Source organism: Aliihoeflea sp. 40Bstr573, assembly GCF_024105655.1.
Lineage (GTDB): Bacteria > Pseudomonadota > Alphaproteobacteria > Rhizobiales > Rhizobiaceae > Aliihoeflea.
Genome location: NZ_JAAAMH010000003.1, coordinates 93798 through 109650, shown reverse-complemented (window position 1 = coordinate 109650; position 15853 = coordinate 93798). Strand labels below are relative to the sequence as shown.

Sequence of the window (15853 nt, the reverse complement as noted above, 5' to 3'; positions counted from 1 at the left end):
TCAAAGCATGCGTGCGCCCTCCCCCGTCCACCAGCGCAACGGGGAATTTTGATGCAGGGCATTGCCACACGACCATCCAACGGAGCCGTCGCGGTTCCGCAGTTCATTGCCGAAGCGAACGCCGCCGACGTTAGCGGATACCGTGTCATCCGGCGCAACGGCGCACTGACGCCGTTCGACCCGCAGAAGATCGCCGTTGCGCTGACCAAGGCCTTCCTCGCCGTCGAGGGTGCGGGCGCGGCCGGATCGCGCCGGGTCCACGACGCGGTCGAGGAATTGACTTCGCAGGTGACGTCGGCGCTCGCACGGCGGGGCGGCGAAGGACGCATCGTCCATATCGAGGACATCCAGGACCAGGTCGAGCTCGCGCTGATGCGCGGCGAGCATCACCGGATTGCGCGCGCCTACGTGCTCTACCGCGAGGAGCGCGCCCGCGAACGCCTTGCCACCGAGCCCAAGGCAAGGGACGAAGCGCCGGCGCTGAACGTGAAGGCTGCCGACGGCAGCCTTGCGCCGCTCGATGAGGCGCGGCTGAACGCGTTGGTGCAGGACGCCTGCGCCGGGCTCGACGCCGTTTCGCCCGAGCCGATCCTCGTGGAGACGCGGCGCAATCTTTACGACGGCATCACGCTCGACGAACTCTCGCTCGCGCCCATTCTCGCCGCGCGTGCGCTGGTCGAGACCGACCCGGACTACAGTTTCGTTTCGGCTCGGCTCCTGCTCGACCGCTTGCGGCGCGAGGCGCTGAGCTTCGTTGCCGGCCGGCCGGACGCAGCGACGCACGCGCAGATGACGGAGCGCTATGCGGAGTATTTTCCAGCCTTCGTCACCACGGGCATCGATGCCGGACTGATCGATCCGGAACTTGCCCGCTTCGACCTTGCAAGGCTTGGCGCGGCGCTGAGGCCCGAACGCGATCTGTCCTTCCAATACCTCGGCCTACAGACGCTTTACGACCGCTATTTCCTGCACACGAAGGGCAAGCGCTTCGAGCTGCCCCAGGCTTTCTTCATGCGCGTGGCGATGGGACTGGCGATCCGCGAGATCGACCGCGAGGCGCGGGCGATCGAGTTCTACGACCTCCTCTCTTCCTTCGATTTCATGGCCTCGACGCCGACGCTGTTCAACTCGGGCACAACCCGGCCGCAGCTCTCGTCCTGCTTCCTGACGACGGTGGCCGACGATCTCGACGGCATCTTCAAGGCAGTGAAGGACAATGCGCTGCTCGCCAAATATTCGGGCGGGCTCGGCAATGACTGGACGCCGGTTCGAGGCCTTGGCGCTCACATCCGGGGCACCAATGGCGAGAGCCAGGGCGTGGTGCCGTTCCTGAAAGTCGCGAACGACACGGCAATCGCGGTCAACCAGGGCGGCAAGCGCAAGGGTGCGGTCTGCGCCTATCTGGAAACCTGGCATGTCGACATTGAGGAATTTCTCGACCTGCGCAAGAACACCGGCGATGACCGCCGCCGCACGCATGACATGAACACGGCGAACTGGGTGCCCGACCTGTTCATGCAGCGCGTCGAGGCGAATGCGGAGTGGACGCTGTTCTCACCCGACGAGGTCCCAGATCTGCACGATCTCTACGGCGCGGCGTTCAAGACTGCCTACGAGACGCATGAGGCAAGAGCGGCGGCCGGAGAAATTAAGGTGTTCCGCACGGTGCGCGCCGTCCATCTGTGGCGGCGGATGCTGACCATGCTGTTCGAGACGGGCCATCCCTGGATCACGTTCAAGGACCCCTGCAACATCCGCTCGCCGCAAGGACATGTCGGCGTCGTGCACTCGTCGAACCTGTGCACCGAGATCACGCTCAACACGTCGAAGGACGAGGTCGCGGTCTGCAATCTGGGTTCGGTGAACCTTGCCAACCATGTGAGCGAGGCCGGCCTCGACATGGGGCGGCTGGCGCGAACGGTGGCGACGGCGATGCGGATGCTCGACAATGTCGTCGACATCAATTTCTACACGATCCCCGAAGCGCGGAAGTCGAACCTTCGCCATCGCCCGGTCGGGCTCGGCCTGATGGGGTTCCACGACGCACTTCAGGCGCTGCGGATCGCCTATGCGTCGGACGCGGCGGCGGATTTCGCGGACCGGTCGATGGAGGCGATCAGCTACCACGCGATTTCCGCTTCAGTCGATCTGGCGGCCGAGCGCGGACGCTATCCGAGCTTCGACGGCTCGCTCTGGTCGAAGGGCATCCTGCCGGTCGACTCGATCCGGCTGCTCGAGGATGCGCGACCGGGTGTCGAGATGGACGCAAAGACTTCGCTGGACTGGGACACGTTGCGCGAGCGGGTGAAGACCGTCGGCATGCGCAATTCCAACACGATGGCGATCGCGCCGACGGCGACGATCTCCAACATCTGCGGCGTGTCGCAATCCATCGAGCCGGCCTACCAGAACCTGTTCGTCAAATCGAACATGTCCGGCGACTTCACCGTCGTGAATGCGGCGCTGGTGCGCGATCTGAAGGCGCGCGGGCTCTGGGACGAGATGATGATCTCGGATCTGAAATATTTCGACGGCTCTGTCGGGCAGATCGACCGCATTCCGGACGATCTGAAGGCACTTTACGCCACGGCTTTCGAGATCGATTCCGCCTGGCTGATCGAGGCCGGGTCGCGACGCCAGAAATGGATCGACCAGGCGCAGTCGCTCAATCTCTACATGGCCAATCCGTCCGGCAAGGCGCTCGACGCGCTCTACCGGCTGGCGTGGAAGAAGGGCCTGAAGACGACATACTATCTGCGCGCGCGATCGGCGACGCATGTCGAGAAATCCACGCTGAAGGGCACGGACGGGAAGCTGAACGCAGTGACTGCGGGGATCGCCGCGGCGCCTGCGGCTGTGCCGGCCGCGCCGGCACCCATCACGATCGACCCGGCATCTGCGTGGGGCAAGGCCTGCGCCATCGACGATCCCGAGTGCGAGGCCTGCCAGTAACCTTCAACATTCGCGTCATCCCCACCTCTGGCCAACCTCCAGGGGATTTGAGTCGCGAACGGGGATGGCGCTTTTCCCGAACAACCAGCAACAGTCCGACAGGCTCCAGATGCTCACCTTTACTGAACCGAACTCCCTCCCGACCACCGACGCCACCGGGCTCGGCGCCATCGAGCGCGGCGGCGCGCGTGTCTCGGTCGACGACAAGCGCATGATCAATGCGCGTGCCGACGTGAACCAGCTCTTGCCACTGAAATATCGCTGGGCGTGGGAGAAATATCTTTCCGGCTGCAACAATCACTGGATGCCGACGGAGGTTTCCATGCAGGCCGACATCGCCTTGTGGAAGTCGAAGGACGGCCTCACCGAGGACGAGCGGCGCATGATCAAGCGCAATCTCGGCTTCTTCGCCGCCTCGGAATCGCTGGTGGCCAACAACATCGTGCTGGCCATCTACCGCCATCTGACTAACCCCGAATGCCGGCAATATCTCCTGCGACAGGCCTTCGAGGAGGCGATCCACACCCACACTTTCCAGTACGTCGTGGAAAGCCTGTCGCTCGACGAAGGCGAGCTCTTCAACATGTACCGAGAGGTGCCATCCATCACCGACAAGGCGGCGTGGGCGCTGAAGCATACGCAGTCGCTGGACGACCCTGAATTCCGGACCGGCACGCCAGAGACGGATACCGCCTTCCTGCGCGACCTCGTCGCGTTCTACGTCATCTTCGAGGGGATGTGGTTTTACACCGGCTTTGCGCAGATCCTCTCGCTCGGCCGGCGCAACAAGATGGTCGGCATCGCCGAGCAGTACCAGTACATCCTGCGCGACGAATCCATTCATCTCAACTTCGGCATCGACGTCATCAACCAGATCCGGCACGAGAATCCGCATCTGTGGACCGCGGCATTCCAGGAGGAAATCCGGAGCATGATTGCTGACGCGGCCGAACTGGAGGCGGCCTATGGCCGCGATACGATGCCGCGCGGGTTCCTCGGGCTGAACGCGGCGCTGTGCGAGCAATATATGCGTTTCATCGCCAACCGGCGCTGCGCGCAGCTCGGCCTCAGCCCCGTCTTCGCCGACACGGAAAACCCGTTCCCCTGGATGTCGGAGGCGATGGATCTGAAGAAGGAGAAAAACTTCTTCGAGACGCGCGTGATCGAGTACCAGAGCGGCGGCGCACTCGCCTGGGACTGAAATTTCAATCCGCCTGAAGACTCTTGCGGTATTCGCCCGGTGCCTTGCCGAACCGGTTCTTGAAGAGGCGGGTGAAATGGGCGAGGTCGCCGAAGCCGCGCGCAAAGCAGATTTCGGCGATCGAGGCCTGCGCGCCGGCTGCGCTCAAGTCTTCGCGCGCGGCTTCGAGCCTCAGGTCGCGGACCCATTGGCCGAGCGTCTGGTTCGTGTCGCGGAAGATTTCGTGCAGGTAGCGCACGGAAATGCCGCAGCGCCGCGCGATCAGCTCCGGATCGAGGTCGCGGCGGTGAAGATTGGCGCGCACGAAAGTCTCGACGCGCGAAAGGTGCGCGCCGCGCACGCTCGACTGTCCCGACGTCAATGTGCGCTCGTCGGCGCGGATGGAGAGTGCGAGAAGGTCGACGAGCTGCTGGCCGACGGCGTCGCGCGCCTCATCGCTCATGGAGCCGATCTGCGAAGGTATCTGGTTCAGCATGGCGACGAAGAGGCCCGAGACGCCCTCCGACCCGTTGAACTGCATGCCGTAGAAGCGCTCGGGCGCGCGGATGCGGCCACGCAGGGCGGCGGCGTCGACCTTCATCACCCATAGGTCCGAACGCTCGCCATAGCTGAACTCGTAGGGCTCGTGGCCGCATTCTATGATATAACCGCCCGGCGCGCAGGTGACGTCGCGCCCCCGCTGCGAGAACTGGACCGGCGCGCACACAGGGATGGTGATCAAGAGCTGCTCATCACTTTCGCCGCGCAGATGGCGTGGCAGCCGGTGATAGGCGAGCGCCTCGGAGCGCAGGCGCGACAGCGAGACGCCGCCGAGCGTCCATTTGGCGAGATGCCCGGTAAACCGTTCGGGATCGCGGAATTTGAGGTCGAGCGGGAAATAGGCATGGGCGATCGCCTGATGCCAATGGGCGCTGCGGCTGGCAGGATCGACCCCGCGTGTCGTGATGACGTCCATATGCGTCCTTTCCCGAGCTGACCTTATGGCAGGTCGCCGCATCTGACAAACGCTCGCGTTGCCGGCTGCGCTGACGGTCAAGAAATCGCGCACTCCTCGTCAAAGACGTCCGTGCCGAGCCGGGCATAGGCTTTTCCAAAACAAGGGAACAGCGGCCAGGGCACACGACCGGGCCGGAAAGCGAGGACATATGCAACGGGACATCGCCAAGCGAAGTGTCGACCCGATCACCCTTTCGGTGGTGCGCGGCATTCTGGAAACGACGCAGCGCGAGATGACGCTGTCGCTGGAAAAGACCGCGCGCTCGAGCGTCTTCAATCTGGCGCACGATTATTCGACCGCGCTCTTCAACGCCGAGCCGGAGATGATCCTGCAGGGCCAGGACATCCCGATCCATTTGGGCTCGCTCATCCCGGCGATGAAGGTGGTCGCCGGCTATTTCGAGGGCGACATAAACGAGGGCGACCTGATCCTGCATAACGACCCGGCCTATGGCGGCAGCCACGCGATCGACGTGTGCATGTACAAGCCCGTCTTCTACCATGGCGAACTCGTCTACTGGACGGTCTGCAAGGGCCATCTGACCGATATCGGCGGGCCGGTGCCGGCCGGCTACAACCCCGACGCCAAGGAAATCTACGCCGAATGCCTGCGCATTCCCCCGGTGAAGATCTGGGACCGGGGCAAGCCGCGCAAGGACGTGCTCAACATGATCCTGACCAACATGCGCGCGCGTCGCGACCAGGAAGGCGATTTCAACGCGCTGATCGGCGCCTGCCAGGTGGGCGAGCGCGCGCTGGTGCGAATGCTCGACAAATATGGGAAGGAGAAAGTCGACGCGTGCATCGGCGAACTTCTCAACATGGCCGAGCGGCAGATGCGCACGCTGATCGCCGAAGTGCCCGACGGCACCTATGAAGGCGTCGCGGTGCTGGAAGACGCCGGCCACGGCTTCGGCGATTTCGACATCAAGGCGACGGTGACGATCGAAGGCGACAATTGCCGGATATCAATCTCCAGCCCGCCGCAGATTCCCTATTTCATCAATTCCTACGAGGGCAATTCCTATTCGGGCGTCTATCTCGGCCTGATGATGTTCGCGCAGCTACCCCCGCCCTACAATGAAGGGCTCTACCGCTGTGTTTCGGTCGACATGGGGCCGAAAGGGACCTTGTGCAACGCCAAGGAACCGGCGCCGCACATGAACTGCACCACGACGCCGATGGAGACGCTGACCGACGCGGTGCGCCTCGCCTTCGAAAAGGCGATGCCGTCGAAGGTCGCGGCGTCCTGGGGCCACGCCAACGGGCTCAACATCGCCGGCTGGGACAAGCGCCACGACGAGGAATATGTGACGATGGTGCTCGCCACCATCATTTCCGGCGCGGGAGCGACGCCGCAGCAGGACGGCTGGCATGCCTGCGGGCCCGAATGCTGCTTCGGCGCGCTGACATCGGGCGATGTCGAGCTCCTGGAACATTCCTACCCGATCATCATCCACAAATATTCGCTGATGACGGATTCGGGCGGCGCGGGGCTGCATCGCGGCGGCTCCGGCACGGCCTGGGAGGTGGAACCGCTCGACGGCGACATGACCTTCATCATGTTCGGCGAGGGACGGCGCATCCCTGCCCTCGGAGCGGCCGGTGCGCAATCTTCCATGATCGACACCAAGGTCGGCCGGCTGGAATTGAAGCGCAACGGCCAGACCGAGACGATCCGCAACAACACGATCGGCGTGATCAAGCCCGGCGAGACGGTGACCAATATGAACCCCGGCGGCGGCGGCTATGGCGACCCGAAGAAGCGGCCAGTCGACAAGGTGGTCGAGGACGTCAAGCTCGGCCTCGTATCGATCAATGGCGCGCGGGAAGACTACGGCGTCGTCATCGCGGACACGCAGACGCTGAAAGTCGACCTCGACGCCACCCGCAAATTGCGCGCCGCTTGAGACGAGGAGAGATGACCATGCGCAGCAAATATCGTCTCGGCATCGATGCCGGCGGCACCTTCACCGATTTCGTGCTGGCCGAACAGGCCGGCGGCAACCGGCTCTACAAGGCGCTCTCGACGCCGGCCGACCCGACCATCGCGATCAGGAACGGCCTGTCGCTGATCGCCGAGGACCTCGACGTGCCGCTGGACGAGATCATCCCCAATTGCGACCTGTGCATCAACGGCACGACGGTCGGCCTCAATGCGCTGATCCAGCACAAGGGCGCGCGCACCGGGCTGATCTGCACCGCAGGCCACGAGGATTCGATCGAGATCCGCAACGGCCACAAAGAGGACGGCTATCGCTACGATGCCGACTATCCGCCGGCGGTGATGCTGGTGCCGCGTAACCTGCGCAAGGGCGTGCGCGAGCGCGTGCTCTCCAATGGCGAGGTGCGAACGCCGCTGACCGAGGACGACGTGCGCGCCGCCTGCGAACACTTCATCAAGGAAGGCGTGGAATCGGTCGCGATCTCGTTCGTCTGGTCGGTGCTCCACCCCGAGCACGAGCGGCGCGCGGGCGAGATCGTGCGCGAGATGATGCCGGACGTCATCCTCACGCTCGGCTCCTCGCTCTACCCGCAGGTACGCGAATATACGCGGACCTCCACGGCGGTGACGAACGCCTATCTGGCACCGACGCTGAAGAAATATGTCGGCGCGGTGGACGCCTATTTCCGCTCGCTGGGAGCGAAGCACCCGGTGCGCTATTTCCAGTCGAATGGCGGGCTTGCCATCGGCGAGGCGATGACGGACCGCTCGGTCTACGCGATCAATTCCGGTCCCGCCTCCGCTCCGCTCGCCGGCCTTCACGTCTCCGCGCCGTTCGACGAGACCAACGTCATCACCATCGACATGGGCGGCACGTCCTTCGACATCACGCTGACCCATGAGGGCGTGACGAACCTCAACAAGAACATCGACTTCCTGCGCTACCGGATCGGCGTGCCGATGATCCAGGTCGAGACGCTGGGCGCAGGCGGCGGCTCAATCGGCTGGATCGACGAGATGGGGCTGCTGCAGGTCGGCCCCCAAAGCGCCGGCTCCGACCCCGGCCCCGCCTGCTACGGACAGGGGGGAACGGAGCCGACGACGACCGACGTCAATCTCGTGCTCGGCTATCTCAACCCGGACGGGCTCGTCGGCGGCCGCCTGCCGCTCGACCCGACAAAAGCCGAAACGGCTATTCGAACGAAGGTGGCCGAACCGCTCGGCATCTCGCTTGAAAAGGCCGCCTACGGCATGTTCACCATCGTCAACGCCAACATGGTCAATGGCATCCGTCGCGTCTCGATCGAGCGCGGCTACGACCCGCGCGATTTCGTGCTGGTCTGCGCAGGTGGCGCGACGGGCGCGCACATAACGGCGCTGGCCCGCGAGATGGGCATCACGCGGATCATCGTGCCGAAGCTCGCCTCCGGACTCTGCGCCTTCGGCCAGATCATCTCGGACGTGAAATACAACTACATGGCGACCTGCCCGGTGCGCCTCGACAACGAGGAGGCATACAAGCGCGTCAACACGCTCTTCCACGAACTGGAAGAAGAAGGCCAGGCACATTTGAAGGCTGACGGCTTCGGCGAAGACCAGATCCGCATCAAGCGCAGCCTCGACATGCGCTATGTCGGGCAGGTGCACGAATGCACGGTGGAGGTCGAGAATTTCGAGATCGGCGCGGAAACGGTCGAACGCCTGAAGGAGGCGTTTCACCGCCGGCACGAGCAGCTCTACACCTATGCAGAGCCAAACAACACGGTCGAGATCGTCAACATCGAAAGCACACTCTATGGGCTGGTTTCCAAACCCGGCGACAAGGCGCTGGCCAGGGGCGGCAATGTCGATGCCTCACTGAAGGGAACGCGCCAGGCGATCTTCTCGGCCGATGGCAACCGCCAGCGCGTGCCGGTCCATGATGGGGACAAGCTCGGCGCGGGCGACGTGGTGACGGGGCCGGCGATCATCGAGGAGACGACGACCACCATCGTCATCGAACCGGGCTGGCGGGCGGAACTGCACGAGAGCGGGTCTTATGTGGTGACGCCGGTGGGTTGATCGTCGCAGGTTGTGAATTTGCGTGGACGAAGCGGTCTTTCGTGAAGGGGACCCCCACCCTGTATCCCTCCCCACAAGGGGGAGGGAATCCGTCGGCGTTTCCCAAACGTTTCGATGCACCACCCAGTTTGCAGAGTAGATCGAGACGTGGATGCCCTCCCTCCCCCTTGTGGGGAGGGATACAGGGTGGGGGTCCGCTTCGTAAAACCCTACAGCGCGATGTCGTAGGTCAGCCAATCCGTGCGCTTGGCGAGACGGTCGTAGGCGGCGCGGGCGCGGTAGTTGTCGTCCCTGGTGATCCAGCGGATGACGGTCCAGCCACGGCTGCGGCCTTCATCGGCAATGGCGGCGATGAGCGCCTGGGCGGCGCCGGAGCCACGCACGGCCGGGTCGACGAAGAGATCGTCGAGGAAGCCGCCGCGCGAGGCCGAGAGGGGGCGGGTAAACTGGCGGAAGTGGGCGAGGCCGACAATGCGGCCGGTCTCGTCGACGGCGAGGAAGCCCTGCTCTTCCTCGTCGGGAGACTGGAGCCAACACCAGACGCGGTCGCGCATCTCGCCCGTCTGCTCGACCTTGTAGAATTGCGCATAGGCGGCATAGAGCCGGTCCCAGTCGGCGCGGTGCTGCGGTTCGGGCCGGATGATGGTGACTGCCAAGGCGAAATCCTTCTTGAAGATCAGGAGGCGCGCTTGAGGCCCCCGGCCGGCTCGCGCACGAGTTCGGCCCAGCGTCGCACGAGGTAGTTGTGCTCGTCCATGGTGGTGTTCCACAGCGCGATATGCGAGGCGCGGCTCCAGTAGGAACCGCCGGAGCGCACCGCGCCGAGCTGGATCGCGGGCTTGCCTTCGGGATCGTTGAGGACGCGGCGCGCGGGCTTGCCCTCGTACCAGTAGTCCCACTCTTCCGGCTCGAGGTGATCGCGGACCGGCTCGGTGACGGACATGTAGTAGCCCTGCCGGGCGACGACGGCGCCGGGCCAGCCCGACAGCGACCAGTTGAGATAGGCATAGGCCTGATCGAGCCGGTGGCCGGTGAGGTGCCGGGCGAGGCACAACCCTCCATGCCAGGCGCGGTAGCCCTCGACGGGCACGGCCTGCCGGATGCGCAGATGCCGGCTTTTGAGCGCCACCGCGCTCGGGCTCCACATCGACCCGGCCCACACGTCGCCGCTCTCCATCAGCGCGGTCGCCTCGGGCGCGGTGCGCCAGAAGGTGTGGAAATGGCCTTTTCGCTTCAGCGCCAGCGCGAAGTCGAGCAACTGGTCGATCTCGTCGACCGTCATGTTGCCGAGTTCCTTGAACGCCATCTTGCGCGCGGCGCGAAAGGCGAGCGCGAGGTCGAAGATGCCGATTGCCGGCTCGTCGACGATGGAAACGTGGCCGCGCCAGCGCGGGTTCAAAAGTTCCGCCCACGAATGGACGTCGCGGTCGGTGTCGATGCCGGTCGCGGTCTCGTTGATGCCGAAGGAATCGAAATTATGGACGGTCGGCAGCATCGACAGATAGGGCGTCGGCACGGAGGACAGCGTGTTGTCCTGCTGCACGTAAAGTCGCGTGACCGGCGCATCGCCGAAGCCGAGCGGCGCGGCGGCGTTGATGCAGCCCTTCTTGGTCAGGTCGTTGACGCGCGGCCAAAGATCGATGCGCTCGATCTCGATCGGCTTGATGGCGCGCCAGTGCCAGACGATATCGAGATTGTGGAAGCATTGGTCGTAGATGTCGTATCGGTCCGGCTCGGTCGCGGCGAGGCGTTGCGCGGTGACGAAATCATGCTGATCGAAGACGAGTTCGAAGCCGAGATCGCGCTGGGCGCGTGCCTGCAACTGCCGGAACGGCGTAATCTCGGTGCACAGCACGCGCAGGGTCTGCGGCCTGGCGATATGAACAGCCGGCGCGGGGATGGCATCATTGTCCTCAAGGGTCATCCGGTCTCCTATCGCGGGGTTGCCGTTTCCAGGCAACCACTTGCGCGATGCGACAACACTTTTTCCGACAGCCTGTTGAACACATGGAACGAGGCTTCGATCCGCGCCGGGTCGAGATCGTCGACGATGAAGACGATGCGCGACTGGCGGCTCGCGTCGGGCCAGGCGCTCATGTGGACGGGTGCGTGGACGAGGCGCTGGACGCCGTGGACGGCGACCGGGCGGTCTTCGCCGGCGATGTTGAGGATGCCCTTGACCCGGAAGATGCGGTCGCCGTGCCGGTTGAGGAGCATGGTGAGCCAGATGCCGAATGCCGTCCAGTCGACGGGACCGTCGACGGTGATGGCAAAGGAACGGACCTTGGCGTCGGCCGCGTCGTCATTGTGGTGGTGGTGGTGATGATTGTGGTCGTGGTCGTGCGCGGCATGGTCCACGGCGTGGCGGGCCGCCGCATCCCAGCCCTCGGCGCGAAGCGCGGCGCTCGACGCGATGAAGTCGCTCGAGGCCGCGTCGGTGGCGACGACCTGGCGCGCGGTGGGATTGAGACGCGTGAGCGCGGCGCGCAGATCGGCGGTGCGCGCCTCGTCGGCAAGGTCGGTCTTGGTGATGACGACGACATCGGCCGCGCCGACCTGACGTACGGCTTCGAGACGGTCGGCAAGCTGCTTTTGCCCGTTCACCGCATCGACCGTGGTCACGACATTGGCGATGGCAAAATGGCTGCGCAGGACGGGGTGCGACTGGATGGTCGAGAGCGCGGGGAATGGATCGGCAAGGCCGGTCGTCTCGATGACGACGCGGTCGAACCACGGGATTTCACCGCGTGCGCGCTGCGAATGAAGACCCAGCAGCGCGTCGGCGATCTCGCCGCGCACTGTGCAGCAGATGCAGCCCGACTTCATCAGGACGACATTGTCGTCGATCCGGTCGAGAAGGTGATGGTCGAGCCCGACCTCGCCGAACTCGTTGATGAGGACAGCGGCGCTGGCCATGGCCGGATCGGTCAGAATACGCTGCAGGAGCGTCGTCTTGCCCGAACCGAGGAAGCCGGTGAGGAGGTTGATCGGCGTGGCACCCGCGGGCTGCATGCTCATGACATCGCCTTCAACTGCTCCAGATAGACCGGATCGAGCGGGTCGAACGCACGGCCGGCCATCGCCTCGGCTTCGGGCCACAGATGGGCGAGGCTGTCGAAGACCTGCGTGCGGCCGGTGGGGCTCGACAGGACATAGGACGTGCCCTGCCATTCCGAGACGCTGATGCGGCGCGGTGACAGGACGGCGCTGGCGAACTTCATCCGGTCTGCCGCCTCGCGCCGCCGCGAGAGCCGGTCAGTGTTGCGCGTGTAGACACCTGGACGTGCGACCGCGCTCGTCCAGTGATCGTCGCACCCTAAGATGCCGCATAGCGAGCACATGACCGGCTCCTTCCGTTCGCGACTATTTCTTGCGCGGATGGCGCTTGGCGAAATCGTCGGCCATCTCGTTCATGGTCACGAAGCGTACGCCTTCGTGGCCCTTGATGTATTCGTAGAGACGCTCCAGCATCAACAGAACCTGCGGCCGACCCGACACGTCCGGATGGATGGTGATCGGAAAGACGGCGTAGTCCATCTCGCGATAGACCCAGTCGAACTGGTCGCGCCACATCTCCTCAATGTGCCGCGGATTGACGAAACCGTGGCTGTTGGGCGCCTTCTTGATGAACATCATCGGCGGCAGATCGTCGAGATACCAGTTGGCCGGTATCTCGATCAGGTCGGTTTCCTCGCCGCGCGTCAGCGGCTGCATCCAGTCGGACGGCTTGGCGGAATAGTCGATCTTGGTCCACTTGTCGCCGACGCGCACATAGTAGGGTGTGAAATCGTTGTGCATCAGCGAGTGATCGTACTTGATGCCCTTCTTCAAGAGCAGTTCGTTGGTGACGTTGGAGAACTCCCACCACGGCGCGACATAGCCGGTCGGCCGCTGGCCGGAGAGCTTGGTGATCAGATCGATGCATTTATCGAGAACCTGCTCCTCCTGCTCGGGTGTCATCGCGATCGGGTTTTCGTGGCTGTAGCCGTGGATGCCGATCTCGTGGCCGCCATCCGCCACCGCCTTCATCTGGTCCCAGAAGGTCTCGGCCGAGTGGCCCGGAATGAACCAGGTCGTCTTGATGCCCCAGCGCTCGAACATCTTCAAAAGGCGCGGCGAGCCGACCTCGCCCGCAAACATGCCGCGCGAGATGTCGTCGGGCGAATCCTCGCCGCCATAAGAGCCGAGCCACCCCGCCACGGCATCGACGTCGATGCCGAACCCGACCAGAATTTCCTTAGCCATTGCCGATCTCCCTTTGATTGGAACAGTGTTGTGCGCTCATCCCCTGGCGACCAGGGTGACGTTCTCCGACGGGCAATCGATCGTGACGGCATCGCCGACGGCAAGCTGCATCAGGTCGCGATTGTCGGTGCTGGTTTCGACGTCGACGCGTTGGCGGCCGTCGAGGTCGATCTGGAAATGCTGGACGCTTCCGACCGCATGGCGCATCGCGATCGTGCCATTGAGCCGGTTTTCCCCCGGCAGCACGTCGGCGGAGCTCCGCCTTGAAATACGCATCGCCTCGGCCGGGATCGCGACCAGGACGCCCTCGCCCGGACGAACGGTTTCGGCAGGCCGACCGCGCATGCGTCCGAAGGCGGTATCGACGGCGCCTATTCCGTCCGCGATGGTAAGATTTTGGCCCTCGATGATGGCATTTGAGCCGATGAAGCGGGCGACGAATTCGGTCTTCGGATTGGCATAGACCTCGTGCGGCGCGCCGATCTGCTCGACCCGGCCGCGATTCATCACGACGATGCGGTCGGACAGGCCAAGCGCTTCCGACTGCGCATGGGTGACGAAGACGAAGGTGATGTCGAGCTCCCTTTGCAGGAGCTTCAGCTCGTTCTGGATGACGCGGCGCAGATTGGCGTCGAGCGCGCCGAGCGGCTCGTCCAGAAGAAGTATGTCGGGTTCGACGACGAGGCCGCGGGCGAGCGCAATGCGCTGGCGCTGGCCGCCTGACAGCTTGTCGGCTTTGCGGTCGGCGAACTGCGTGAGGCCGAACATGTCCATGATGCGGTCGACCTTGGCGGTCTTCTCCGCCGTCGTCAGCGCCTTGACGTCCAGGCCGAAGCCGATGTTCTGGCGAACCGTCATGTGCGGGAAAAGCGCGTAGTTCTGGAAGATCATCGAGGTCGGGCGCCGCTCCGGCGGGACCGACGAGATGTTCTTGCCCTTGATCAGGATGTCGCCATTGGTGATGTCCTCGAAGCCGGCGATCATGCGCAGCGTCGTCGACTTGCCGCAGCCCGACGGTCCGAGAAAGGCGACGAACTCGCCCTTGCCGACACGAAGATCGAAATCGGCGACCGCGACCGTGCCATCCGAATAGGTCTTGCCGACGCGATTTAGTTCGAGATCGTACATGGCGAAGATCCGATGCGACTAAAGGGGAGCGAGGTCCCGCGCGCCGGACGTGCCGGCGCGCGGGGATGCGAAATCAGGCGTTGAGGAATTCGTCCCAGCGCTGGATCAGGTAGTCGTATTCGTCCGGCCACTGGTGCCAGTAGGCGACGTTGGCCGAGCGCTCCTCGAGCGAGCCGCCGTCGCGCAGGTCGCCCTCGTTGATGCCGCGTTCGGCAGCGCCGACCCAGGGCTTGCCCTCGTACCAGAAGGCATACTTGTCGGGGTCCATCGCTTCCTTGATGTTGGTCGAGGGCGAGTAATAGCCCTGTTCCGTAACGGCAATGGCCGGCGGGCCCGAGAGCCAGAAATTCGCATAGGCGATGACGGCCTCGCGGTTGGGGGAGCCGGCGATGAGCGAGGGGCCGATGGTCCAGCCGCGCGTGCCTTCCTTCGGCGTCGCGTATTTCGCGGGGCGGCCCTGCGCCTTCACCGCCATGACGGCGGGCTGCCAGGCGTCGGAGACCACCATTTCGCCCGATGCCATCAGGTTGACGAGTTCGCCGAAATCGCCCCAAAGGGCACGGAACTGGCCACCCTTCTTCTTGGAGATCAGGAAGGCGGTCGCCTCGTCGATTTCCTCGATGGTCGGATTGCCAGGGTTCTTGGCTTCGAGCTCGCCAAGCGTGTTGAGCGCGATGATGGCCTGGCCGAAAGCGATCAGCGGATCGACGTTGAGGCCCGACTTGCCCTTCCACTTGTCGTCGAAGAGCGCGGTCCAGCTATTGGCTTCCTCGTCGCTGACGACTTCGGGATTGTAGCCGATGGAATCGAAGTTATAGACCGCCGGGACCATGTAGAGTTCGGTCTGCTCTTCATCCGCCCAGATCTGGCCGACGATCTGCGCCTTGCGCTCCCACTTGTCGTTCTCGGTCGTGAAGGTGTCGCGGATCGAGTTCCAGTTGGGGATCTCGGAGACCGGGATCGGCTCGACATTGTTGGTCGCGATGACGGCGGGAAGGCGCTCGGCGATCACTTCCCAGCAATCATAGTCGCCTGCGCCCGACAGGATGCGGGTCTGCGCGTCGGGGAAGGTCGAGGCGGTGCCCGAGGCCGAGCCGACGCCGCTTTCCTGCTTGAAGGCGTCAAGGATGCGGTCCTGCACGGTGACCGAAAGGCCGATCGTTCGCAGCTGCTGATCGGCGAGCGACTGCGCATAGGCCTGTTGGCGGATGAAGGGGGTAAAGCCGCCCATCGCAAGCGCCATCGCCCCCGCGCCCCCCTTCAGCATCGTGCGTCTGTTCAACATTGGATGCTTTCTCATGTGACTGTTCCCTTGGTTATGATTG

Annotated in this window: 12 protein-coding genes; 4 read left to right on the top strand and 8 right to left on the bottom strand. The window is 64.1% G+C overall.

The annotated features are described in order from the left end of the window. Positions 1-51: 51 nt before the first annotated feature. Positions 52-2952: a ribonucleoside-diphosphate reductase subunit alpha gene (locus tag GTK01_RS05680; protein WP_252924894.1), complete on the top strand. Its 2901-nt coding sequence runs from the start codon at positions 52-54 to the stop codon at positions 2950-2952. Between the two features lie 109 nt (positions 2953-3061). Continuing rightward, entirely contained in the window at positions 3062-4153 is a 1092-nt protein-coding gene (locus GTK01_RS05675) for a ribonucleotide-diphosphate reductase subunit beta (RefSeq protein WP_252925062.1), read from the top strand. Positions 4154-4157: 4 nt separating this feature from the next. Here GTK01_RS05675 and GTK01_RS05670 read toward each other — a convergent pair whose 3' ends face one another. Then, positions 4158-5108, bottom strand: coding sequence for a helix-turn-helix domain-containing protein (locus GTK01_RS05670; RefSeq protein ID WP_252924893.1), 951 nt, complete (start codon positions 5106-5108; stop codon positions 4158-4160). Positions 5109-5298: 190 nt separating this feature from the next. Between GTK01_RS05670 and GTK01_RS05665 the strand changes: the two genes are divergently transcribed. Together GTK01_RS05665 and GTK01_RS05660 are read left to right on the top strand one after the other, a co-directional pair. Then, the gene (locus GTK01_RS05665) at positions 5299-7059 is read left to right on the top strand and encodes a hydantoinase B/oxoprolinase family protein (protein ID WP_252924892.1); all 1761 of its coding nucleotides are present in this window, start codon (positions 5299-5301) and stop codon (positions 7057-7059) included. Positions 7060-7076: 17 nt separating this feature from the next. Next, positions 7077-9155 (top strand): hydantoinase/oxoprolinase family protein, encoded by a 2079-nt coding sequence (locus tag GTK01_RS05660; protein ID WP_252924891.1) that lies wholly within the window; start codon positions 7077-7079, stop codon positions 9153-9155. 209 nt (positions 9156-9364) lie between these two features. On the opposite strand, the gene GTK01_RS05655 is transcribed toward GTK01_RS05660, so the two are convergent. The 7 genes from GTK01_RS05655 to GTK01_RS05625 all read right to left on the bottom strand — a co-directional run bounded on the left by GTK01_RS05655 (position 9365) and on the right by GTK01_RS05625 (position 15813). Beyond that, entirely contained in the window at positions 9365-9811 is a 447-nt protein-coding gene (locus GTK01_RS05655; RefSeq protein WP_252924890.1) for a GNAT family N-acetyltransferase, read from the bottom strand. 20 nt (positions 9812-9831) lie between these two features. Further along, on the bottom strand, positions 9832-11079 hold the full coding sequence (locus tag GTK01_RS05650; RefSeq protein WP_252924889.1) for a PotD/PotF family extracellular solute-binding protein: 1248 nt from the start codon (positions 11077-11079) through the stop codon (positions 9832-9834). Between the two features lie 8 nt (positions 11080-11087). Continuing rightward, the gene (locus GTK01_RS05645) at positions 11088-12173 is read right to left on the bottom strand and encodes a GTP-binding protein (RefSeq protein WP_252924888.1); all 1086 of its coding nucleotides are present in this window, start codon (positions 12171-12173) and stop codon (positions 11088-11090) included. Next, positions 12170-12496, bottom strand: coding sequence for a hypothetical protein (locus tag GTK01_RS05640; protein WP_252924887.1), 327 nt, complete (start codon positions 12494-12496; stop codon positions 12170-12172). Before GTK01_RS05640 ends, GTK01_RS05645 begins: the two co-directional genes overlap by 4 nt. Before the next feature lie 22 nt (positions 12497-12518). Then, a complete protein-coding gene (locus GTK01_RS05635; protein WP_252924886.1) occupies positions 12519-13400 on the bottom strand; it encodes a polysaccharide deacetylase in 882 nt (293 codons plus the stop codon). Between the two features lie 36 nt (positions 13401-13436). Further along, on the bottom strand, positions 13437-14528 hold the full coding sequence (locus GTK01_RS05630) for an ABC transporter ATP-binding protein (RefSeq protein ID WP_252924885.1): 1092 nt from the start codon (positions 14526-14528) through the stop codon (positions 13437-13439). Between the two features lie 73 nt (positions 14529-14601). Next, entirely contained in the window at positions 14602-15813 is a 1212-nt protein-coding gene (locus GTK01_RS05625) for a PotD/PotF family extracellular solute-binding protein (RefSeq protein WP_371924276.1), read from the bottom strand. Positions 15814-15853: the final 40 nt, after the last annotated feature.